Origin of the sequence: Psychrobacter sp. 4Bb (assembly GCF_002836735.1) — a bacterium.
In the GTDB taxonomy this organism is placed as follows: Bacteria; Pseudomonadota; Gammaproteobacteria; order Pseudomonadales; family Moraxellaceae; genus Psychrobacter.
In genome coordinates, this window is sequence record NZ_PJAS01000058.1 from 14,933 (window position 1) to 37,667 (window position 22,735).

Consider the following 22,735-nt stretch of genomic DNA (forward strand, 5'->3'; position numbering starts at 1 on the left):
GCGAGGTTTGGCGTCATGAGATTGATGAGTGTTTACAGTGGTTGATTGTCTTCAGTTTTCTCTACCGTATCTACATTATCCGTTGTCTTTGATTTTTCTTTGGTTAGCTTTATTTTTGGGTTTTTAGCAACAGGTTCAATATTTTTCACAGCGACGTTAAGGGCAGGTTTAGATGCTTTTTTTAGACTGCGTTTGATGCGTCGAACTGCGATAGCATCTGCTTCGGCTTGTTCTTCGGCAAGCGCCGCATCATGTAAGCTTTGATACACTTCAAGCGTCTTTTCAATCATCTCACGCATGGTGAATTTGTTGGTCATTTCAGGACGCGTCACACTCTCTAGCTGATTTCTAACCGCTTTACAAAGCGCATTGGCATTGTACTTTTTTACCAGTCCTTGCGGGTAGAGCGGTTGTAAAATCTCGCTAAAGGCTGCTTGATCCCAGCCAATGACTGGCGTACCTAGATGTATGGCTTGTAGGGCATTGATACCGATTGACTCGGGTTCATTAGCAAGTGCCATGACAATATTGGCCGCCGATAGCCATTCCCGCATATCATTACGCTTGCTACCCACATAGGTAATGCGCTCAGCCAGTCCCAAGCTATTGGTGCGTTGGCGAAAATCTTCATGAGCGACATCGCCGTCTTTATAGTCTTCATCCATAATAATGACGTGAATATTGGGGAACTGTTCTTGCAAGTTACCCAAGATATCTATCAGCCACTCTTGTCCGTACTCATTACCGATGACGGTTGGGAATACGAGCCATTTTTTGTGCTCAAGCTCAGGGTACTCGGCAAAGGTATGACGTAACCAATAGACCGACGGATTGTGACGATAAGGGTAGCGCCGAGTGTCGATACCACGATAGATACGCGTGATGACTTTAGGATCTACGTCTTCGATGCGCAGTCCTTTTTTTAAGTATTGAGTGACACTGTCAGATACGGTGATTATCGTATCAACATTGAGTAGGGCTTGAGAGTACTTATTGATTGGATAAAAACCATACATGGTCGAGACCAGTTTGGGAAAACGCCTGACGCGTGCGCGGCGCAGTGCCAAATGCAATATCCATGCAGGGGTACGCGAATGTACATGAATGACATCAGGTTCGTACTTTTCTATCAAATGCCGCAGTGCAGAGACTTGCAATAGCGATAGCCAAGACTTTTTATTCACATGTAGCTGATGGTATATATTGCCATCGCGTTTGAGACGTCTGACCAAGTCATTGTCTTCATCGGCACTTGAGACAATAATAGAGGTATGCTCATTTTTGACCAATGCTCGCCCAAGATGAAAAATGCCGCGCTCGGATTCATCATGCTTTAGAGACGACAGTAAGCGCATAACTTTCATAATAGCGTTGGTCACCGGTTAGTAATATCAATTTGCTATTGTCAGTTAAAAGCGATTAAAACTCAACCATCAAGATAAAAAGATAAGGTCAGATAGGGGGTTTTTAGACTATATAAGCGTAAGGCGTGGATTAATAAACACCAAAAGCCGTTAGCGTCGTTTTTGTAAATGTTCAGCATTAGGCAGTACTTGTTTTTCACTCAAGTATTTCCAGTAGCGCTGCGGGAGATATTGTTTATGCAGCTTGGGGTTTTTACGCTCTTTGATATTGACGTTGGTAAAGTAGCCTTGCCAAAATTTTTGATAGCGCTGCTCATCAGGACTATGGATGCTGGCAGGATTGCGTAGTACCGCATCATCAAGATCAGTGATGGTTTGCAGCTTCGCTGGACGTGATGGCGTGCTACTACTTTTATCATAATAGATGCCATAGCCTCGCGTTAGATCATAGATCGCCCAATGTTGATCTTGATAGCGCTGACGAAAGTGCTCTCCGATCAGTGGCAGTACATTAAAATCAGGCTCTACACGTGCAAAATAAATATCATCGGTCGTGTGCTCAAAACGTACAAAGGCCTCCATGCGATGCTTTTCACGACCGACGGATTTGACCGTCTGTACCAGCTCTAACACATCCAAGTGACCAAGATCTTGCATGATATTTCGGCTAGGGTAGTCAATGGCATACTTAACCACACGAAACAAAGTGGTGCCGATATCGTCCTTTTCTGACAAAAACCCCCACAAAATATTGCGCATGCCTGAGCGACCCAGTAAGGTATTTAATTTGACCAACACGCGCTCGGCTTTATCCTCATCAGTTGCCACGCTAGTCGCCTGAGCGATGAGTGATGGCACATAGCAATCTTGCGCCGTTAGCTTTAGTGATATATCGTTTTGTAGACGATTGGCATAGACATAAAACACAGCACTCAACCAACCTTCAAAGCTAGGCTCATACAGTACAATGCTAGGCGTCAATTGACCGACAGCGTAAGAGTCATTTTGCATAAGTGCTGACATGTTTTATCCTAAATTTTTATTATAAATACAGTAGCGAGATAGCAGGTTTTTTAATACATGCTATCTAGAGCCATTCTAAAATAAAGCCAACTGTCCAGTACGCTGATCGCTGAACTTGGTCTGCGTTTGAGCCAATACATACTGACGGAAATTATCGCGCGTTAGATGTGCAAGGTGTTCGTTTTTGCCAGTGGTCGCGATGAAGTATTTAGCACGGTTGACCGCAGCACCCATCTTTTTTAAATGGTATAGCGTCAATTGATTAAACTTACGTGCTTTAACGATTTTTTTAGCAGTTTTTGTACCGATACCTGGAATACGCACAATCATCTCATAAGTCGCTGTCTGGATATTGACTGGGAAATGCTCGCGATGGCGTATCGCCCACGCCAGTTTTGGGTCACAGTCTAAGTCCAAAAATGGCGATTCTGGCTCCACAATCTCATGCGCGCCAAAACCATAAAAACGCATTAACCAATCTGCTTGATACAGACGATTCTCCCGCACCATCGGTACAGGCGTTCCTATCGCCGGCAAGCGATTGTCAGAGAGCATGGGGACATAGCCTGAGTAATAAACCCGTTTGAGGTCATACGTTTTGTAAAAGTGACTCGACAGCTGAATCACCTGCAAGTCAGTCTCGTTACTCGCACCAACGATCATTTGGCTGGTCTGACCTGCTGGCGTGAACTTAGGCGCTTTTTTGTGAGTCTTACGGCTTTCACGAATGGTGATAATTTCTTCTTTTACCGTTTCCATCGGTGCTTTTAATTGGTCATGTGATTTTTCTGGCGCGAGCAAAGCCAATCCTGACTTAGTCGGAATTTCGATGTTGACGCTCAGACGGTCTGCATATAGTCCTGCCTCTAACAATAGCTCTTTTGACGCGCCGGGAATGGTTTTTAGATGAATATACCCGTTAAAACGCTCGCGAGTACGCAGGAGCTTGGCAACTTCGACCAGTCGCTCCATCGTATAGTCGCCACTTTTGAAGATACCAGAGCTGAGAAACAGCCCTTCGATATAGTTGCGGCGATAAAACTGCATGGTCAAATCGACGACTTCTTCGACACTAAAAGCAGCGCGCGGCGTGTCGTTGCTTTTGCGTGAGGTGCAATACGCGCAATCATAGATGCAATGGTTGGTCAAAAGAATTTTTAGCAGACTGACACAGCGACCATCTTCGGTATAGCTGTGACAGATACCGGTTGCTGAGGCATCGCCTAGAGCGCCGCCTTGGTTTTTGCGAGTACCAGCGGAGGAGGAGCAAGAGACATCATATTTGGCAGCGTCAGCCAAGATATTGAGCTTGCCCTGTAATCTTTCATAATTGATGTTTGCCATAAGTCGGTTATTACCAATTAATTAATGAGTAACTATTTTACCAAAATATGTATTAAGTCATTGTATTTATAAGAAAATTTAAAAAACAACACGACAAATAGTGTCGTATCCATCAAGAGGTTGTGAGCGAGCATACGTGCTACTCGATATGACACACATTAAAAAAGGCCTTGAATATTCAAGACCCTTTGCAACATGATACTGTTAAAGATGCGTATTTTGTAGTGAGCGAGTTATTTATTGAACCTTGGCACGTATTACCACGGTTTTGGCCGCATTAGCATCAAAGTTCACCAAGTTCCATTTTAGACCAGAGTAGTTTTCTTGGACAACCACCGTGTTGCCAACTTGCTGAATGGTTTGATAGCTGTCTCCGCCAGTGGTAGCAAGTGTCGGCAGAGGACTATTCAACGAGACTAACTGGACGCCACTTGGTAATGAGATCATGGCGTTGATGTCATTGACCGGCTGTGCTGAGGTGTTGGTATAAGTGGTGTGATACTCAATCACATCGCCAGGGGCAATATGATTGGCAGGAACGGCAACTTCACGTCCATCAGCATTTTTTAGAATTTTCATGACTTTGGTATTTGCATTGACCACGCCAGGCGTACTAAAGGTAGGAGTCAGTTGCAACGTATCCAAAGTTGTCGTCGTGGTCGTTACTTGATTGGTCACTGGCTGCTGCATAATCACTGGCGGGGTGACGTTGGTTGCGACAGGTAGTACTTGCGTCACGCTGCTGGCAGGCGTGGTAATCACATCTACTTTAGTGACTTTATTGGTAATAGAGTTAATCACCGGTACGCTAGTAACGGTCGTCATACCTTGGACAACAGGAGACTGACGCACGACGTAGCGTGGTACAGTGGTCACCTGAGTTACCGCGTACGGCATGCCGTCTTGCATGGTGATACCGTTTGGCGTCGCCGTAATCGTAGCAGTTTTGCCATCAGAATATTGCTCGACCACCGTGGTGCTACCGCTCGCAGAGGAGCTAATGGCAATCTCAGGGGCAGCATTGGCCGATGATGTAGCCAACACTATACCTACTAGCAATGCAGACATAGCTACATTTTTTGCCATGGTTGTTTTAGCAGTTGATGCTTGAAAACCATCGTTCATAATCATAAAAGACTCCTCAAAAATAATAGTAAGTAATACAACAGTAGATAATGCCTAGATAAACAAAACCCCCGCTAAATGACACCGAAAAATATGCCAAATAACGAGGGTAGTAGTGCTGATATTAGCCTATGTATGCGATCAGACCATCATTATTTTTAGTAAGCGCGCAGCAGTGTTAACTTGCATAGAAGTTATTCAATCTTAAATATTTCTTACTGAATAGACTTAATACTAAAGCTGTTGTGCACTCAAACTCAAATAATTATGCGCCAAAACAAATCATGGATAAAAGCAGCATTGTGTAACCGAAATGGTATAAATGCTATTTATGTGTAGTAAGGCTTTCATCTATGGAATGGCATAACTAAGTCGCTAGTCACAATCATTGTCATCGAAGCTGCTATCTAAAAGTCATTTCTCAAACTGTCTACAATTGAGAACATCAAATTTATAAATTAGAATGCAGTGTAGCTATTAGTCATATATAACTTTCATGACTTCATATTCAACGACGCCCTTTGGCGTTTCGATGCGCACTTCGTCGCCTTCGAATTTACCAATCAAACCACGAGCGATTGGTGAGTTGACTGAGATTTTACCAGCTTTAAAGTCAGCTTCATCGTCGCCAACGATTTTGTACTGTTTTTCTTCTTCAGTGTCCATGTTTTCGATCACGACGCTAACACCAAACACGATACGGCCTTCTTTTGGCAGTGTCGAAGGATCGATGACTTGAGCGCCACCGAGTTTGGCTTCGATGTCACGAATACGTGCTTCACAAAAACCTTGTTGCTCACGGGCAGCATGGTATTCAGCATTTTCTTTCAAATCGCCGTGTTCGCGTGCTTCAGCAATCGATGCTGTGATGCGTGGACGGTCGACACTTTTTAGCTGTTTTAATTCGGCTTCTAGAGCCGCGTGTCCTTGCGGAGTCATTGGGTAACGTTGCATGTTTTTTCCTTAAACCAATAACACCACACCACCTCATAATGAGATGGTGTCAGTGTTGTTGCAATGGATATAAAATATAAAAGAGTGATAATTAAGACGATGTAATGAATAAGTTGGCCATCATTTATGAGTGTATTTCACCTCAATTCAAGCATAGGTGCACTTAAGCTTACGTAATAAAAAGCATAGTCGCAATTTAGCCACTATGCTTTTTAGGTCTATCACGGTAAAGGTATCGTTCCTCAAGCATGGTTGGCTATATTTAAAGCAAACAACAATACTTGAGTGAGCTTTTAGGCAAGCCTAACGGTTATGCTTAATCTACTGAAATTATTCAGCCACGTCAATAGACTTTGCTTGCTCATGCAAATCTTGTAACTTATAGACATCAAACGGTAAGTCAATCGCGTAAGATTTGCAGACGGCATCAGCGGCACCTAACGTGGTGACGTAGAATACTTTGCCCTGTAGCGCACTACGGCGAATAGAGAACGAATCCTCTTGAGCTTGCTTACCTTCAGTAGTATTGATGATAAGGTCGATTTTGCCATTTTTCAAGGCATCAACGATATGCGGGCGACCTTCAGTGACCTTGTTGATTTGCTGACTTTCGATACCAGCGTCGCTCAGTACTTTTTGCGTGCCAGTGGTCGAGACGATTTTGAAGCCAAAGTCTGCAAGCTGACGAGCAATCGGAGCGATTTGGGCTTTGTCGCTGTCACGAACTGAGATAAAGACGGTTTTTGTCTCGCCTTCAGTCGGCAAGCCTGGCAGACGCTCATTACTACCGATAATGGCCTTGTAGAATGCTTCGCCAAAGGTTTTGCCCACGCCCATAACTTCGCCCGTTGATTTCATCTCAGGACTCAAGATTGGGTCAACACCTGGAAACTTAGCGAATGGGAATACCGCTTCTTTGACCGCATAGAATGCTGGAACAATCTCAGTGGTAAAACCTTGGTCTTTAAGCGAAGTACCAGCCATACAGCGAGCAGCAACCTGTGCTAAAGAAGTACCGATACACTTAGAGACAAACGGTACTGTACGTGCAGCACGTGGGTTCACTTCTAGGATATATACGGTTTCGCCTTTTACCGCGAACTGTACGTTCATTAGACCGATAACGCCTAGCTCTTTTGCCATAGCGACTGTCTGTGCGCGCATCACGTCACATAGCTCTTTAGACAGTGAGTATGGTGGCAGTGAGCATGCTGAGTCGCCTGAGTGAACGCCAGCCTGTTCGATATGTTGCATGATACCGCCGATGACGACATCAGTACCATCACATACACAGTCTACATCGACTTCGATAGCATCATCTAAGAAACGATCCAGTAGGACAGGCGCTTCGTTCGATGCTTGTACCGCAGTACGTAGATAGTGTCTTAGCTCGTCTTCGTTATAGACGATTTCCATCGCGCGACCACCTAATACATAAGATGGACGTACAACCAATGGATAGCCTACGTCTTTTGCTTTAACCAAGCCATCTTCTAGGCTGGTTGCTAGTGCGTTTGACGGCTGTACTAGGTTTAGCTGCTGAATCATATGCTGGAAGCGCTCACGGTCTTCGGCACGGTCGATTGCATCAGGGCTAGTACCGATGATTTTAACGCCTGCTGATTCTAGTGCACGAGCAAGTTTCAATGGTGTTTGACCACCGAACTGGACAATCACGCCATCAGGGTTTTCGATACGAACAATCTCTAATACATCTTCTAACGTGATTGGCTCAAAGTATAGACGGTCAGAAGTGTCATAATCGGTTGAAACCGTTTCAGGGTTACAGTTGACCATGATGGTCTCGTAACCATCTTCACGCATAGCAAGCGCTGCATGCACACAGCAGTAATCAAACTCGATACCTTGGCCGATACGGTTAGGACCACCACCGATAACCATAATTTTCTTTTTGTCTGTTGGGTTGGCTTCACATTCGCTATCGTAGGTCGAGTACATATAAGCCGTGCTAGTAGCAAACTCTGCTGCACAGGTATCTACACGCTTATAGACTGGATAGACGTTTAGATCCCAGCGCTTTTTGCGTAGCTGCTTCTGTGAGATACCAAGCAGTTTAGCCAAGCGCAAATCTGATAAGCCTTTACGTTTAAAGCTACGTAGATTTTTCTCGTTCAAGCCGCCAAAACCAAGTGATTTTACGGTAGCTTCTGTTTTGACGATGTCTTCTATCTGTACCAAGAACCATGGGTCAATCTTGGTAAAGTTAAACACTTCATCGACACTCATACCGACACGGAATGCATCAGCAACGTAGTAGATACGCTCAGGTGTTGGAATGGTTAGGCGGTTGATGATTTCGCTACGCGCTTTTTCGGCGCTCACTTTTGACAAGTCAATTTGCTCATCAAAACCATCTGCACCTGTTTCCATGCCGCGCAATGCTTTTTGCATCGACTCTTGGAAGTTACGACCGATCGCCATCACTTCACCGACCGATTTCATCTGAGTCGACAGGATATTGTCTGCTTGCGGGAATTTTTCGAAGTTGAAACGAGGTATCTTAGTCACGACATAATCAAGCGCAGGCTCAAAGCTGGCTGGCGTTTTGCCACCAGTGATGTCATTTTGCAATTCATCTAGGGTATAACCAATCGCCAGTTTTGCTGCGATTTTGGCAATCGGGAAGCCAGTGGCTTTTGAGGCTAGGGCAGACGAGCGTGATACGCGTGGGTTCATCTCGATGACGACCATGCGACCTGTATCAGGGTTGATACCGAACTGTACGTTTGAGCCGCCAGTTTCTACACCAATTTCACGCAGTACTGCCAATGAAGCATTACGCATGATTTGGTATTCTTTGTCCGTCAAAGTCTGCGCAGGTGCAACCGTGATAGAGTCGCCCGTGTGCACGCCCATTGGGTCAAAGTTTTCGATAGCGCAGATGATGATGCAGTTGTCGTTTTTGTCACGAACCACTTCCATCTCGTATTCTTTCCAACCAATCAATGATTCATCGATCAATAATTGATGGTTTGGAGACAAATCAAAACCGCGCTCACAGATTTCAATGAACTCATCGCGGTTATAGGCGATACCGCCGCCTGAACCACCCATCGTGAATGATGGACGAATAATACACGGATAGCCCATTTTTTCTTGAGTAGCAAAGGCTTCTTCCATGGTTTCAGCGGTTTCAGCGCGAGGGCACTCAAGGCCGATACGCTTCATGGCTTTATCAAACAAGTTGCGGTCTTCTGCCATCTCGATTGAGTCTTTGGTCGCGCCAATCAATTCACAGTTATACTTAGTCAATACGCCGTGCTTATCTAGCTCTAGCGCACAGTTTAGCGCGGTCTGTCCGCCCATCGTTGGTAAGATTGCATCTGGACGTTCTTTGGCAATGATTTGCTCAACGGTCTGCCAAGTAATCGGCTCGATATAGGTTGCGTCAGCCATGACCGGGTCAGTCATGATGGTTGCAGGATTTGAGTTGACCAAGATGACGCGGTAGCCTTCTTCTTTTAGTGCTTTACACGCCTGTGCGCCTGAATAGTCAAACTCACATGCTTGGCCGATGACGATAGGGCCTGCGCCAATGATAAGAATGCTTTTTATGTCGGTACGTTTTGGCATAGTTAGAGCTACCTTCGTTTGGGTGATAATTTGAGTAATCTTTATTTTTGATAACGCTCAAGGCGTTTTATACTTGCAGTGCTTTATTTAGTGCCGCTTGAACCGCTATGGACGATTCAAGCGTTTACTTATTATGTAGTTATAATCAACCGTTTACGCTTGGGCAGCTTTAGACGCTTCCATCATATCCGCAAACTTATCAAACAATGGCGCGCAGTCATGTGGACCAGGGCTGGCTTCTGGGTGACCTTGGAAGCTAAAGACTGGCTTATTGGTCAGCTCGATACCTTGGTTAGTACCATCAAACAGTGAGCGATGAGTAGATTTAACGTTGTCAGGTAACGTGTCTTCATCAACCGCAAAACCATGGTTCTGACTGGTAATCATAACCGTGCCAGTCGCCAAATCCTGTACTGGATGGTTAGCACCATGATGGCCAGTTTTCATTTTGATAGTATTTGCACCGCTAGCCAGACCAATCAGCTGATGGCCTAAGCAGATGCCAAACGTTGGTACGTCAGTTTGTTCAATGATGTGACGTACCGCATCGATAGCGTAATCACAAGCTGCAGGGTCACCAGGGCCGTTTGATAAGAAGATGCCATCTGGATTTATTGCTAGCACGTCTGCGATAGGGGTCTGTGCTGGTACAACCGTTACGTGACAACCGCGGTCAACGAGCATGCGTAGGATGTTTGTTTTGCTACCGAAGTCATAAGCGACGACGTTGTATTTAGCATCGATATGAGTACCAAGTTGCTTAAAGAAGCCGCCAGTACCACTATCATGACTACCAGGGATATCGCGGTTGAGTAGGGTGTCTGATAAATCCCACGTACCTGCTGTCCACTCGAAGTTCTCTTTAGTGCAGCATTCTTTTGCCAAGTCCATGCCCTTTAGACCTGCAAAGCCTTTCGCTAACTCAATCGCTTTTTGCTCATCGTCGCTGCTGATAGTCTCGCCGTTTGAGGCAGTCATGATACAGCCGTTCTGTGCACCTTTATCACGTAATAGACGTGTTAGCTGACGCGTATCAATTTCAGCGATAGCCACTGTTTCGTTACGCTGTAAATAGTCGCTAAGTGACTCTGAGTTACGGAAGTTAGAGGTTGCCATGGTCCCATCACGAATGATAAGACCATCTGCCCATACTTTGTGGCCATTGCCAGATTCGGTGTCCTCGCTATTGGTGCCTGTATTACCAATATGAGGGTAAGTCAAAGTCACCAGCTGGCGGGCATAACTTGGATCGGTTAGGATTTCTTGATACCCTGTCATGGCTGTGTTAAATACCACTTCACCAATACGATGACCTAGGCTGCCGATACTGACACCGCGAAAGATTGTACCGTCTGCTAGTGCCAAAATTGCTTGTATTTCTGCCGATGAATTCAAGGATTGCCTCCGCTGTTATTGGTGAGTGCCATCGTGTTTTGTTGGTCTAAAATTGCTCCATATCCTTTTATTTACGGCATTTGACTGTTGTCATATAAAAGTAAAAAAAGGGCGATACACAAAAATTTTCCACAAAAAAGCGAGAAGACATTATTGATGAAAACTACAAAACCCACTAGATAGTGAATAGGTAACTTGCATCATGTCCGCTCGCTTAGGCACAGATTTTGCGTATTATATACAAAATAGACGGTTATAGCTAGCCGATTTACTGGGTTAATAGTCATTTCATGGCTAATAATGAGGACTTTATAAAGATATTGACTTTATAAAATAGCCTAAGCAAAAATTAACTACTTACTCTTTTATCGAATTCGACATCAAGCGTATATTAATAGCGCTGGATTTTCGCAGTTGGCTTTGCCACAATGGACAGCGCAGCGCTAGACCCAATTTTTATGGTCGTTTGTTATAACAATAATGAAGATGACAAGGAGTCGTTATGATTTATCAGTATTTAGACAAAACCCCTGAGTTTGCTGCACCGTTCAATGGCTGGGTAGCAGATTCAGCGCAAGTGATGGGCGATGTATATTTAGGTCATCAAGCCAATATTTGGTTCGGTGCAGTGATACGCGGTGACAACGATCGTATCCATATCGGTGACTATAGTAATGTGCAAGAAAACAGTGTGATTCATACTGATGCAGGTATTGAGGTGAAAATCGGTAATTACGTGACTATCGGCCATTTGGCTATGTTGCATGGCTGTGAAGTCGGTGATAACAGCCTAATAGGTATTGGCGCTGTGGTACTTAACAATGTCAAAATTGGTAAAAACTGTCTGATAGGGGCGAAAGCCTTGATTACTGAAGGTCAGGTTATTCCAGATAACTCGCTAGTGATGGGCGCGCCTGCAAAAGTGGTCAAAACGCTAACAGATGAGCAAGCCGCCATGCTAAAAATGTCAGCGCTACATTATGCTGAGCGTTGCCAGAAATTTAAAACAGGCTTAACAGAAATAGCGATGCCTGACTAAAGGTAAATAGTCTAAGCAATTCTAAAGGGATAGATTACAAGGTACAGGCTTATTTCGTTTACATGCTATTTAAGTGATGTGCTCAGCTTTAGTAGATAACTGTACCCAATTTTATTAAACGATTCATATTTTTTCGCAACCAACGATAAGGTCTCACCATGCAGGCAAATCAAGCACAAACAAAACAAAAACAACTGGCATTATTTGATTTAGATCATACATTACTTGATGTCGATAGCGATTATCTCTGGGGCGAGTATATCGTAAAGCATGACCTTGTCGATGAGGCGCAGTACCGCACTGCCAATCAGAAGTTTTATAATGACTATATCGAAGGTACGCTAGACGCGACAGAGTATAATGAATTCGTTGCGCAGTTTTTAAGCAGTCTGCCGCTTGATAGACTTGATGAGCTAAGAGAAGACTATATCAAAAGCGAAATCGAGCCACATATTCGCCCAAAAGCGATGGAAGCATTGTGTCAGCATATTGAGCAAGGACACGATGTGGTAATTATTTCTGCGACCAATGATTTTGTGGTATCGGCCATTGCTAAGCGGTTTGGTATTGAAGCTGCCAATGTATTGGCAACGCCACTCGAGATCAAAGACAATCGCTACACAGGTAAGCTAACTGACAGACCAAACTTCCAAGCGGGCAAAATATACCATTTGGATAAATGGCTAAATAAACAGCAAGCCTCTGGCATTACCTTTGAAAAAACATATGCGTATTCAGATTCCAAAAATGATATCCCGTTACTCGAATGGGCTGATGTGGCCGTTTGCGTATCACCTGATGATGCGTTACATGCGCATGCTTTGGCACATCGCTGGGCAGTAGAAGATTGGTCAATATAGACTGTCCAATCTAATAATAGTAGCAACATTGGCAATAGCATTAATTAGTGAACCGTTTAGTCTCAATCTCATTTAAAATAGCGCCACATTCGTTATTTATTTTTATTAGAAAAACAGGAACATTTATGGAAATCAATCCGTATCAAGAGCAAATTAAAGATTTATCAGAGCGTGGGCAGGATTTGCGGAGGTATCTTTGACTTTGATGGTAAGCAAGAACGCTTAGAAGAAGTCAATTTGGAATTAGAAAACCCTGAGCTATGGAACGATCCAGAGCGCGCGACCAAAATCAACAAAGAAAAAAGTCACCTTGATGGTGTCATCGATGTGGTGGTTTCTCTTGAAACCACACTAGAAGACGCGTCTGCCATGCTAGAGTTGGCAGTCGAAGCAGAAGATGAGTCCTTGCTAGCCGACGTGCAGAGCGAGCTAGATAGCGCTGAGAAACGTGTTGCTGATTTAGAATTCCGCCGGATGTTTAGCGGTGAGATGGATCCAAATAACTGCTACTTGGATATTCAGTCAGGTAGTGGCGGCACTGAAGCGCAAGATTGGGCTGAAATGCTACTACGCATGTACACGCGCTGGGCAGAAGCACATGGTTTCAAAGTAGATGTTATTGAAGTGTCATCAGGTAGCGTGGCTGGTATCAAGTCGGCAACCATTGAGATTAAAGGCGATTATGCGTTTGGCTGGTTGCGTACCGAGATTGGTGTCCACCGTCTAGTACGTAAGTCACCATTTGATAGTAATAATGGTCGTCATACGTCGTTTGCTGCGGTGTTTGTGTCGCCTGAGATTGACGACAACGTCGAGATTGATATCAATCCAGCGGATTTGCGTATCGATACCTATCGCTCATCAGGAGCGGGTGGTCAGCACGTAAACACGACAGATTCTGCGGTACGTATTACCCATGAGCCGTCGGGCGTGGTAGTGACCTGTCAGAATGAGCGTAGTCAACATGGTAACAAAGCCACCGCGATGAAAATGCTGCGTGCTAAGCTCTACGAGTTAGAGATGCAAAAACGTATGGAATCACAGCAAGCGGTAGAAGACGGTAAGTCTGATGTCGGTTGGGGCAGTCAAATTCGCTCATACGTGCTCGACGACTCTCGTATCAAGGATTTGCGTACGGGTGTTGAAACCTTTAACACTGGTGCGGTGCTAGATGGTGACCTCGATCAGTTCATCGAAGCGAGTCTAAAAGCAGGACTGTAAAAGGCTGTTTTAAATAAGCAGCCGTTTTAAAATAGTAACTAATTGAAATAGTAACCAATATTTAATTAAGGAAAATTATGCCAAGCGTTAATAATTATTTTGATGATAAAGTGACTTCTATTGCTTTTCAAACGGCTACCAAGCCTGCGACTGTCGGCGTCATGGAAATTGGTGAGTATGAATTTGGTACCAGTGAATTTGAAACCATGAGTGTGGTGAGCGGTGCATTGACTGTCAAGCTGCCAGAAAGTGACGAATGGAAAACGTTTAACGCTGGCGAGCAGTTTACCGTTGAAGCTAATCAGAAGTTCCAAGTAAAAGTAGACGTCGAAACCGCTTATCTATGTGTATATGGTAAATAACGACTTCCAAGTTATAGCAGTATCAAAACGAAAAAAGCCAAGTATTTTATACTTGGCTTTTTTTGTGGGCATTTCATTCTCTAGCTCACTCTTTATAAGTCCTTACGGTACTGAACCATATCTGTCTGAGTCGCAATGGCATCATAGAGTTTACGAGCGGCGGTGTTGCTTTCTTGTGTCGTCCAGTAGACACGGTTGCAGTCCTTATCCTTAGCAAAGGAGTATACATGTTCAATCAATGCACGTCCTACGCCTTGACCACGGACATTATTCGCGACGTATAAATCTTCTAAGTAACAACATGCGTTAGTATTCCATGTGTTGGGATGCAGTACCACATGGGTAATGCCTATCAAAACATCCTCTCTCCACGCCCCAAATCCATAAACAGGGATGTCATCATCAAGCAGATTGCGCCACGTCGTCTCCGTCGTGCTTGACGGCAAATTGGTCTCATAAAATGTCAGATAGTTTTGCCATAAGTGCGCCCAAAGATCATGATCGGCGAGGGCGAGTGCCTTTATTTTCACAGGTGAATGGTCCATTTTTTATAAACTTAAGTCGTGAGTAGTGCTGAATTATGCCTCAAAAATACAGCATTTAGAACCCGTATCGCTATTTTTATCACTGCTTTATTTTACACAGGATTACACTTTGTCTGTGCCAAATAAACAGTAAAAATTACCGTCATTAATTATGCTAAAACCATGAATTCTCAAAGGTATATAGGTTTATGACAAAGGCAATAGTAAAGGCAAACCAGCAAACAATGACCAAAGACGTGCGTCATGATTACGAGCATCTCGCACGCCGTGCCAATTTGCGTTATGTGAGTGACGACGAACCAGGCTACGAGCGTAGGCGTTGGGGTCGCGGCTTTACTTATCGTGATGCAACGGGCAACACGGTCAAAGACAAAGCATTGCGTCAGCGTTTTGATGCATTGGTGATACCGCCTATGTGGTCAGAGGTGTGGATATGCCAAGACGAACGAGGCCATCTGCAATCAACAGGGCGAGACGAAAAATCGCGCAAACAATACTTGTATCATCCCTCATGGAACAATATTCGCGACCAAGCAAAGTTTGATGCGATGATAGGATTTGCAGAGGCGCTGCCCAATCTACGCGCGCAGGTGGAGGCAGATTTGGAAGCAAAGTCCTTATCACGCACCAATGTGCTTGCTGCCGTCGTTAAATTGCTAGAGACCACTTTGATTCGTATTGGTAATAGCCGCTACGCTAAGCAAAATAAAAGCTATGGTCTGAGTACGCTACGCAGCAAGCATGTCAGTGAAACCGACAATGGACTGGCATTTGATTTTGTCGGCAAAAGCGCAAAAGAACACCACATCGAACTGCAAGACGAGCGATTGATTGATATCGTGCAAGCCTGTTCTGAGCTGCCAGGCTATCAAATATTCAAATATCTAGACGACAACGGACATAAGCAAGTCGTTGACAGTAGCGATATCAATGATTACTTACGGATGCACACGTGCGGCATGGACTGTGAAAGCAAGCTATACAGCGCAAAGGATTTTCGTACATGGATGGCAAGTGTACTTGCGGCAAGCTACCTATATGATGAGCTACAAACGTCTGCAGGCGCTAACATATTAACCAGTGCACCAGAAAGCGCTGAGCGACAGCAATTAGTTACTGAGATGGTAAAAAGTGTCGCAGCAGAGCTAGGCAACACGCCGACCGTATGCCGTGCCTCTTATATTCATCCCATTGTCATTGAGCGTTTTTTGGCAGGGCAGTTCTTTGAAACTTACAAACAAGCGCGCCGTGGACGAACTAAGAAATACCAAAGCTGCGAAGAAAAAGCATTGTTAGGGTTTTTAAGAGCTGATGTTTAAGTGTGAGGTTTTAGATAATAATATTGAGGTGTTAATTCTTTAATAGGAAATTGAAAATATGCGGCAGTACTTTGGCTATTGTAGGTGTCTTCGCGGACTTATAGCGAATTAATGATAATTAGTTATGGATTATCTCTATTTCTATAAAATAAAAATGATACGTTATGTATTGAAATAAACGTAAAAATGCGTTACTAATAGAGCATGATAAATACGAACCTATGAAACGGTCTATAGGATGTGGCCGTTATTCAATCATAAATACCATTTTACCAGTTACCAGTTACCAGTTACCAGTTACCTGCTATTGCTAAAGGATTAGCTTATGAACACCACCTCTCAAACCCCGACGAATATTGATACAGATATTACCATCACGCCAAAAAACTATACCGATTACTATAATAATTTTGATATGAATACACTGCTGTCAGAAATATTTGGCGAGCAGGTGGATGATCGACTAAATGCTTATATGGCTTGCTGTGGTCGTCATGTACGTGACGGCCGCGCTGACAATGCCGCGCTAGTACACGAAGACACCGCAGGCAATATAACGCGCATGAGTTTTGGTGAGCTTGACAAAGCAAGTGCTCAAATCGCCAATTTGCTACAGTCGTATGGGGTAAAAGCGGGCGATAAGGTAGCGACCATGCTACCGCGCACGCCCGAGCTGCTAACCGTTGTATTGGCGACATGGCGTATCGGAGCCGTATATCAGCCGCTATTTACTGCTTTTGGCTATGATTCAATCAAATATAGGATGGACAAAGCCGATACCAAAGTCGTTTTTACTAACTTAGAAAATCGCAGCAAGTTTGAAGATTTGGCTGAGCAAACCAAAATGGTATTGGTCGGCAGTGTGGAGGATGCCCAGACATGGGGTGATGATCACTATATCCAGTCTATGGCAGCACAGCTGCAAACGTTTGAACCTATGATGCTTGATACGGATGCGCCATTTTTGCAAATGTTTACCTCAGGCACGGTTGGCAAATCAAAAGGCGTCAGCGTTCCATTGGCTGCGTTACCTGCTTTTTACCTATATATGCGTTATGCCATCGACCTACGCGAAGATGATCAGTATTGGAACATGGCCGATCCAGGCTGGGCGTATGGCTTGTACTATGCCATCACAGGGCCTCTGTTACTGGGCATCACCACTTATTTTAATGAAGCAGGATTCGATGCGACCCATACCCATGACTTTATGGTGCGTCATAAGATTACCAATTTGGCCTCTTCACCAACGGCATTTCGAATGATGAAATCTAGTGGTGTGTTTGATAGTGTTAATGAAGAGACTCATGACGATGTCAAGCTGTCTTTACGCTGTGCCAACTCAGCAGGGGAGACATTGAACACTGAAGTGGTCAACTGGGTTGAAACCTATCTAGCATGCCAAGTCAAAGACCAATATGGGCAAACAGAAACGGGCATGACTTGCTGTGCACATCATGCACTGACACATGAATGTCCTGTTGGCTCGATGGGTATGGCACTGCCAGGTCATACACTAGTCGTACTAGATGATGATATGAATGTACTGCCGGATGGCGAACAAGGGCAGCTGGCAGTCGTCGTCAGTCAATCACCTGCGTTTTATTTCCGTGGCTATAGCTGGAATGAAAAACAAGCCTTTGTAGATGATTACTATCTGACAGGCGACGTGGTCGAGCGTCATAGTGATGGTAGTTACTGGTTCTCAGGCCGTGATGATGACATTATCATTACCGCAGGTTACCGCGTAGGGCCTACTGATGTCGAAAATACTGTATTAGAGCATGAAGCAGTCGCAGAATCTGCGGCGGTAGGCGTGCCAGATGAAGTGCGCGGTCACACTATCAAGTCTTATGTGGTACTAAAAGATGGCATCGAAGGCAGTGAGCAAATCGCCAAAGAAATCCAAGAGCTGGTACGCAAACGCCTATCCACTCATGCTTATCCGCGTGAGGTCGAGTTTGTGACCGAGTTACCAAAAACGCCAAGTGGCAAGATACAACGCTTTTTGCTGCGTAGTCTGTCTGCTGCATAAATGAATTGGTAAAGTGTCTATAAATTTAATAGAAAAATATCTAATAAGAAGCAAAAATTTAAAGGAATAATCATGCAAGTTAAAGAAAATAGCTTTTTGGTCACAGGCGGTGCATCAGGTTTGGGTGAGTCAGTGGCTCGGGCGATTGTAGATCAAGGTGGCAACGTCGTTATCGCTGATTTAAATAAAACTGCTGGGCAAGCATTGGTCGCTGAATTGGGTGATAGCGCACGTTTTGTGCGCTGTGATATCACTAACGGTGATGAAGTGCAATCAGCGGTTGAGATGGCAGAGTCAGCTTTCGGCGGCTTACAAGGCTCAATCAACTGTGCTGGTATCGTAGTGGTACAAAAGCTGCTAGATCGTGATAACAATCCGGCAGACCTTGAGGCATTTAGCCGCGGGGTCAATGTCAATCTGGTCGGTTCATTTAATGTCGCCCGTTTGGTCGCTGCTAGCATTGCCAAGCGTATAGCGAGTGATGGTACCGCAGGCGAGCATGTAGAAAAGAATGCAGATCAAGGTATTATTATTAATACAGCCTCTATTGCAGCTTTTGACGGTCAAATAGGTCAAGCCAGCTATTCTTCGTCTAAGGCAGGCGTGGTTGGACTGACCTTGCCGCTTGCTCGCGAGCTGGCACGTCATGGTATACGCGTGATGACCATCGCACCAGGCGTCTTTGCTACGCCGATGATGGAGAGCATTCCTGAAAAAGCCCGCGAGCAGCTAGAGGCAGGTGTGCCATATCCTAAACGTTTAGGCGCTCCCAATGAGTTCGCCAAATTGGTCACTCATATCATTGACAATGCCTATCTAAATGGCGAAGTCATTCGCTTAGATGGTGCGATTCGCATGGTGTAGTAGTCTAGTGAGTGTTTCATCACTTTTGCACAAAACGTATCTACAGAATCTGGCATAGTGCTTTGATACATATGATTAATGACAAAAAATTAATTATGGGAATCAGAGTCTATGCTATTTTTTCATAAAAAATATTACTCATCAAATGAGCAGCGTACGCCTTGGTTACCCATTATCATTGGCCTTAGTCTTGCTGCCATTGTCAGCACCAGCGCTATTGCTTATGCCAAAAGCACCTCAAAAACCAAAAACCCCATTCCTCCTTCCATAGTCATTGACCGAGTCTTTGTCGACAAATCAGATCGTATCTTAAAATTGATGAGCGATGGTAAAGTTATTAGGTCGTATCGTATTGCCCTTGGGGGCAGTCCATCGGGACATAAGCAACAAGAAGGCGATCAGCGTACGCCCGTTGGAATTTATACCTTAGATTATAAAAATGAGAAATCTATTGCGCATCGTTCTATCCATATTAGCTATCCAAATGATGAAGACAAGGCACGAGCGAATTCATTAGGGGTCAATCCGGGTGGCGATATCATGATTCATGGGCAAATGAATGGCTTTGGACATTTGGCATTATTTAATCAACGACGCGATTGGACAGATGGTTGTATCGCTGTCACTAATGACGAGATGGATGAAATTATGGCAGCGGTGATACTTGGTACTCCTATCGAAATCGTGGAGTAGAATAGTCGGATTATGATTGGGTTTATGCTCAATAAGTGTATTGCTTATTACCGTATTCAATGGAGATTTCTCTTTAACTTACATCAATAAAATGGCGTTTCTTATCTACTAGCTACCTTTAACTGATATTAATAGCCCATTTAAATATTATTAATAATAAATATCATTGTTTTAAGTAAGGTTTTATTTAGCAATTGTCTTGAAATAGATGTATATATACCTTATATAAGTGACAGATAACAGTGGGCACTAGACTAAGATAATCCTTAGAGGTGCTATTGAGAATACCAATTATAAAAGGACATAGACATGAGATTTGAGAAGTTTACGCAAAAACTGCAATCAGCGATTCAAGAAGCTCAGAGCCTAGCGTTAGGTCGTGATCATACGGGCATTGATCCTGTGCATTTGCTCGCGGTATTGCTACAAGATGAGTCTAATTTATCTATCTGCCAACAAGCAGGCGCTTCTATTCCAGCGCTGAAAAACGGCGTTGCCAAAGCTTTAGATAACCAAGCGACCATTTCGGAGCCGACAGGTGACGTCAATCTAAACCCAAACTCGGTAAAAATATTGAACTTGGCAGATCGTCAGGCGCAAAAAGAAGGCGATGATTTTATTGCGACTGAATGGGTCATGTTGGCACTCGCTGAGCAAGGCGAAACCAAAAAAATATTTGAAAGTGCAGGCGTGACGGCAAGCAAACTAAAAGCGGTCATTGAGCAGCTGCGCGGTGATGATACCGTCAATAACCAAAACGCCGAAGATCAGCGTGATGCACTCAACAAATACACGATTAATCTGACTGAGCAAGCAGAGCTTGGCAAGCTAGATCCAGTCATTGGCCGTGACGAAGAGATTCGCCGTACTATTCAGGTGCTGTCACGCCGTACCAAAAATAATCCTGTACTTATCGGTGAGCCGGGCGTTGGTAAAACAGCTATCGTTGAAGGCTTAGCACAGAAAATCATCAATGGTGATGTACCAGAAGGTCTGCGCCGCAAAGAAGTGTTGTCATTAGACTTAGGCGCGCTGATTGCAGGGGCAAAATTCCGTGGTGAGTTTGAAGAACGCCTCAAAAGCGTATTGAGCGACTTGGCCAAACAAGAAGGCAATGTCATTCTGTTCATCGATGAGCTGCATACGATGGTTGGTGCAGGCAAGTCTGAAGGTGCGATGGATGCGGGTAATATGCTAAAACCTGCTTTGGCACGCGGTGAGCTGCACTGCGTTGGTGCGACCACCCTTGATGAGTATCGCCAGTACATCGAAAAAGACGCTGCGCTTGAACGTCGTTTTCAAAAGGTTTTGGTCGATGAGCCAACAGTCGAAGATACCATTGCGATATTACGGGGTTTAAAAGAGCGTTACGAGCTGCACCATGGCGTCGATATTCAAGATAGCGCCATCATTGCTGCTGCGCGCATGAGCCATCGCTATATCACTGACCGTAAGCTACCAGATAAGGCGATTGATTTAATTGACGAAGCAGCCAGCCGCTTGCGTATGGAGATGGACAGCAAGCCTGAATCATTAGGTAAACTCGATAGTCGCCTCATTCAGCTAAAAATGCAGCGTGAGGTGCTCAAAAACGAAGAAGATGCTGGCGCGCAAGCTGAGCGTAAAGTGCTCGATGCGCAAATAGCGGAATTGGAAAAAGAGTATGCTGATCTTAACGAGGTTTGGCAGGCAGAGAAAGCACTGGTCAAAGGCAGTCAACAGCTAAAAGACGAGCTAGATAAAGCCCGTATTGCGTATGACAAGGCTAGCCGCGAAGGCGATTATGAGATCATGAGTAAGCTGCAATACGAAACCATTCCGCAGTTAGAACGACGTATTCATGAGTCTGACTTGGCTGAGCAAAAAGAGCAGACAGGTGAAGGTAGCGGTGTGAAATTGCTGCGTAATAAGGTGACAGACAACGAAATCGCCGAAGTGGTGGCGGCCGCGACTGGTATTCCAGTCAGCAAAATGATGCAAGGTGAGCGTGACAAGATGATAGCAATGGAAGAAAAGCTCCGTGAGCGTGTTATCGGTCAAAACGAAGCGGTCGAATCGGTGGCCAATGCGGTACGTCGTAGCCGTGCAGGCTTATCTGACCCCAACCGTCCTTCTGGTTCGTTCTTATTTCTGGGACCTACGGGTGTTGGTAAAACCGAGCTGACCAAATCACTAGCAAACTTTTTGTTTGACTCTGAAGATGCGATCGTACGTATCGACATGAGTGAATATATGGAAAAACACAGTGTCAGTCGTTTGGTGGGCGCGCCTCCAGGTTATGTCGGTTATGAAGAAGGCGGTACATTGACAGAAGCCGTACGCCGTAAGCCATATAGCGTCATATTGTTCGATGAAGTAGAAAAGGCGCATCCTGATGTGTTTAACATCTTGCTGCAAGTATTGGATGATGGTCGCTTAACCGATTCGCAAGGTCGTGTAGTAGATTTCAAAAACACCGTGATCATCATGACCAGTAACTTGGGTTCGCACAAGATACAAGAAATGGTTGGCGAGAGCTATGAGGATATCAAAGCGGAAGTAATGGATTCTGTTGGGCAGCATTTCCGTCCAGAGTTCGTCAACCGTATTGATGAAATCGTAGTCTTCCATCCGCTTGGTATGTCGCAGATGGCAGGTATTGCGGATATTCAACTGGATCGATTACGTCAGCGTATCCAAGAGCGTGAGATGGATATTGAGCTGTCAGCAGATGCGATGAATAAATTGGTTGCCGTGGGTTATGACCCTGTTTATGGCGCTCGTCCTTTAAAGCGTGCCATTCAACAAGAGATCGAAAACCCATTGTCATTGAAACTATTGGCAGGTGATTTTGTCGCTGGTGATATTATCAAAGTCGATGTAGGTGCCGATGACAAGCTAACTTTTGATAAGCTTAGAATGAGCTAATCACATTGGCATCGATGTCTTTATGACCCAACTGTATGTTTAAAATAAACCCCTTATCTACAATCGTAGGTAAGGGGTTTTTATTTATAAG

General features: G+C 44.5%; 17 protein-coding genes. 9 read left to right on the plus strand and 8 right to left on the minus strand.

What is annotated here, in order from left to right; translation table 11 throughout:
- Positions 1-32 precede the first annotated feature (32 nt).
- From CXF60_RS05760 to carA, 7 genes are all read right to left on the minus strand, one after another.
- The gene (locus tag CXF60_RS05760; RefSeq protein ID WP_102091159.1) at positions 33-1,364 is read right to left on the minus strand and encodes a glycosyltransferase family 4 protein; all 1,332 of its coding nucleotides are present in this window, start codon (positions 1,362-1,364) and stop codon (positions 33-35) included.
- A 150-nt stretch (positions 1,365-1,514) separates the two neighbouring features.
- The gene (locus CXF60_RS05765; protein ID WP_102091160.1) at positions 1,515-2,387 is read right to left on the minus strand and encodes a TIGR03915 family putative DNA repair protein; all 873 of its coding nucleotides are present in this window, start codon (positions 2,385-2,387) and stop codon (positions 1,515-1,517) included.
- A gap of 75 nt (positions 2,388-2,462) precedes the next feature.
- A complete protein-coding gene (locus CXF60_RS05770; RefSeq protein WP_102091161.1) occupies positions 2,463-3,731 on the minus strand; it encodes a putative DNA modification/repair radical SAM protein in 1,269 nt (422 codons plus the stop codon).
- 237 nt (positions 3,732-3,968) lie between these two features.
- On the minus strand, positions 3,969-4,862 hold the full coding sequence (locus CXF60_RS05775; protein WP_228707051.1) for a hypothetical protein: 894 nt from the start codon (positions 4,860-4,862) through the stop codon (positions 3,969-3,971).
- 471 nt (positions 4,863-5,333) lie between these two features.
- On the minus strand, positions 5,334-5,810 hold the full coding sequence (greA, locus tag CXF60_RS05780; RefSeq protein ID WP_057760725.1) for a transcription elongation factor GreA: 477 nt from the start codon (positions 5,808-5,810) through the stop codon (positions 5,334-5,336).
- A gap of 330 nt (positions 5,811-6,140) precedes the next feature.
- Positions 6,141-9,404, minus strand: a complete 3,264-nt coding sequence (gene carB / locus CXF60_RS05785; RefSeq protein ID WP_102091162.1) for a carbamoyl-phosphate synthase large subunit — start codon at positions 9,402-9,404, stop codon at positions 6,141-6,143.
- A 153-nt stretch (positions 9,405-9,557) separates the two neighbouring features.
- On the minus strand, positions 9,558-10,799 hold the full coding sequence (gene carA / locus CXF60_RS05790) for a glutamine-hydrolyzing carbamoyl-phosphate synthase small subunit (RefSeq protein WP_102091163.1): 1,242 nt from the start codon (positions 10,797-10,799) through the stop codon (positions 9,558-9,560).
- Positions 10,800-11,301: 502 nt separating this feature from the next.
- Here carA and CXF60_RS05795 point away from each other — a divergent pair.
- The 4 genes from CXF60_RS05795 to CXF60_RS05810 all read left to right on the plus strand — a co-directional run bounded on the left by CXF60_RS05795 (position 11,302) and on the right by CXF60_RS05810 (position 14,281).
- Positions 11,302-11,838: a gamma carbonic anhydrase family protein gene (locus tag CXF60_RS05795; RefSeq protein ID WP_102091164.1), complete on the plus strand. Its 537-nt coding sequence runs from the start codon at positions 11,302-11,304 to the stop codon at positions 11,836-11,838.
- A gap of 158 nt (positions 11,839-11,996) precedes the next feature.
- Complete coding sequence (locus CXF60_RS05800; protein WP_102091165.1) at positions 11,997-12,698, plus strand: HAD family hydrolase; 702 nt, start codon at positions 11,997-11,999, stop codon at positions 12,696-12,698.
- 125 nt (positions 12,699-12,823) lie between these two features.
- Positions 12,824-13,919, plus strand: a protein-coding gene (gene prfB, locus CXF60_RS05805) for a peptide chain release factor 2 (RefSeq protein ID WP_102078362.1) whose coding sequence is annotated in 2 segments (ribosomal slippage) — positions 12,824-12,895 and positions 12,897-13,919 — 1,095 coding nt in all. Because the reading frame shifts where the segments join, the coding sequence is not laid out codon by codon here.
- A 77-nt stretch (positions 13,920-13,996) separates the two neighbouring features.
- On the plus strand, positions 13,997-14,281 hold the full coding sequence (locus CXF60_RS05810) for a pyrimidine/purine nucleoside phosphorylase (protein WP_102091166.1): 285 nt from the start codon (positions 13,997-13,999) through the stop codon (positions 14,279-14,281).
- A gap of 92 nt (positions 14,282-14,373) precedes the next feature.
- On the opposite strand, the gene CXF60_RS05815 is transcribed toward CXF60_RS05810, so the two are convergent.
- Entirely contained in the window at positions 14,374-14,826 is a 453-nt protein-coding gene (locus CXF60_RS05815) for a GNAT family N-acetyltransferase (protein ID WP_101205656.1), read from the minus strand.
- A gap of 188 nt (positions 14,827-15,014) precedes the next feature.
- Between CXF60_RS05815 and CXF60_RS05820 the strand changes: the two genes are divergently transcribed.
- From CXF60_RS05820 to clpB, 5 genes are all read left to right on the plus strand, one after another.
- Positions 15,015-16,145, plus strand: a complete 1,131-nt coding sequence (locus CXF60_RS05820) for a DNA topoisomerase IB (RefSeq protein ID WP_228707052.1) — start codon at positions 15,015-15,017, stop codon at positions 16,143-16,145.
- A 325-nt stretch (positions 16,146-16,470) separates the two neighbouring features.
- On the plus strand, positions 16,471-18,180 hold the full coding sequence (locus CXF60_RS05825; RefSeq protein ID WP_102091167.1) for an AMP-binding protein: 1,710 nt from the start codon (positions 16,471-16,473) through the stop codon (positions 18,178-18,180).
- 72 nt (positions 18,181-18,252) lie between these two features.
- Positions 18,253-19,044: an SDR family NAD(P)-dependent oxidoreductase gene (locus CXF60_RS05830; protein WP_102091168.1), complete on the plus strand. Its 792-nt coding sequence runs from the start codon at positions 18,253-18,255 to the stop codon at positions 19,042-19,044.
- Positions 19,045-19,155: 111 nt separating this feature from the next.
- A complete protein-coding gene (locus CXF60_RS05835; RefSeq protein ID WP_102091169.1) occupies positions 19,156-19,737 on the plus strand; it encodes a L,D-transpeptidase family protein in 582 nt (193 codons plus the stop codon).
- A gap of 309 nt (positions 19,738-20,046) precedes the next feature.
- Positions 20,047-22,644 (plus strand): ATP-dependent chaperone ClpB, encoded by a 2,598-nt coding sequence (gene clpB, locus CXF60_RS05840; RefSeq protein WP_102091170.1) that lies wholly within the window; start codon positions 20,047-20,049, stop codon positions 22,642-22,644.
- Positions 22,645-22,735: the final 91 nt, after the last annotated feature.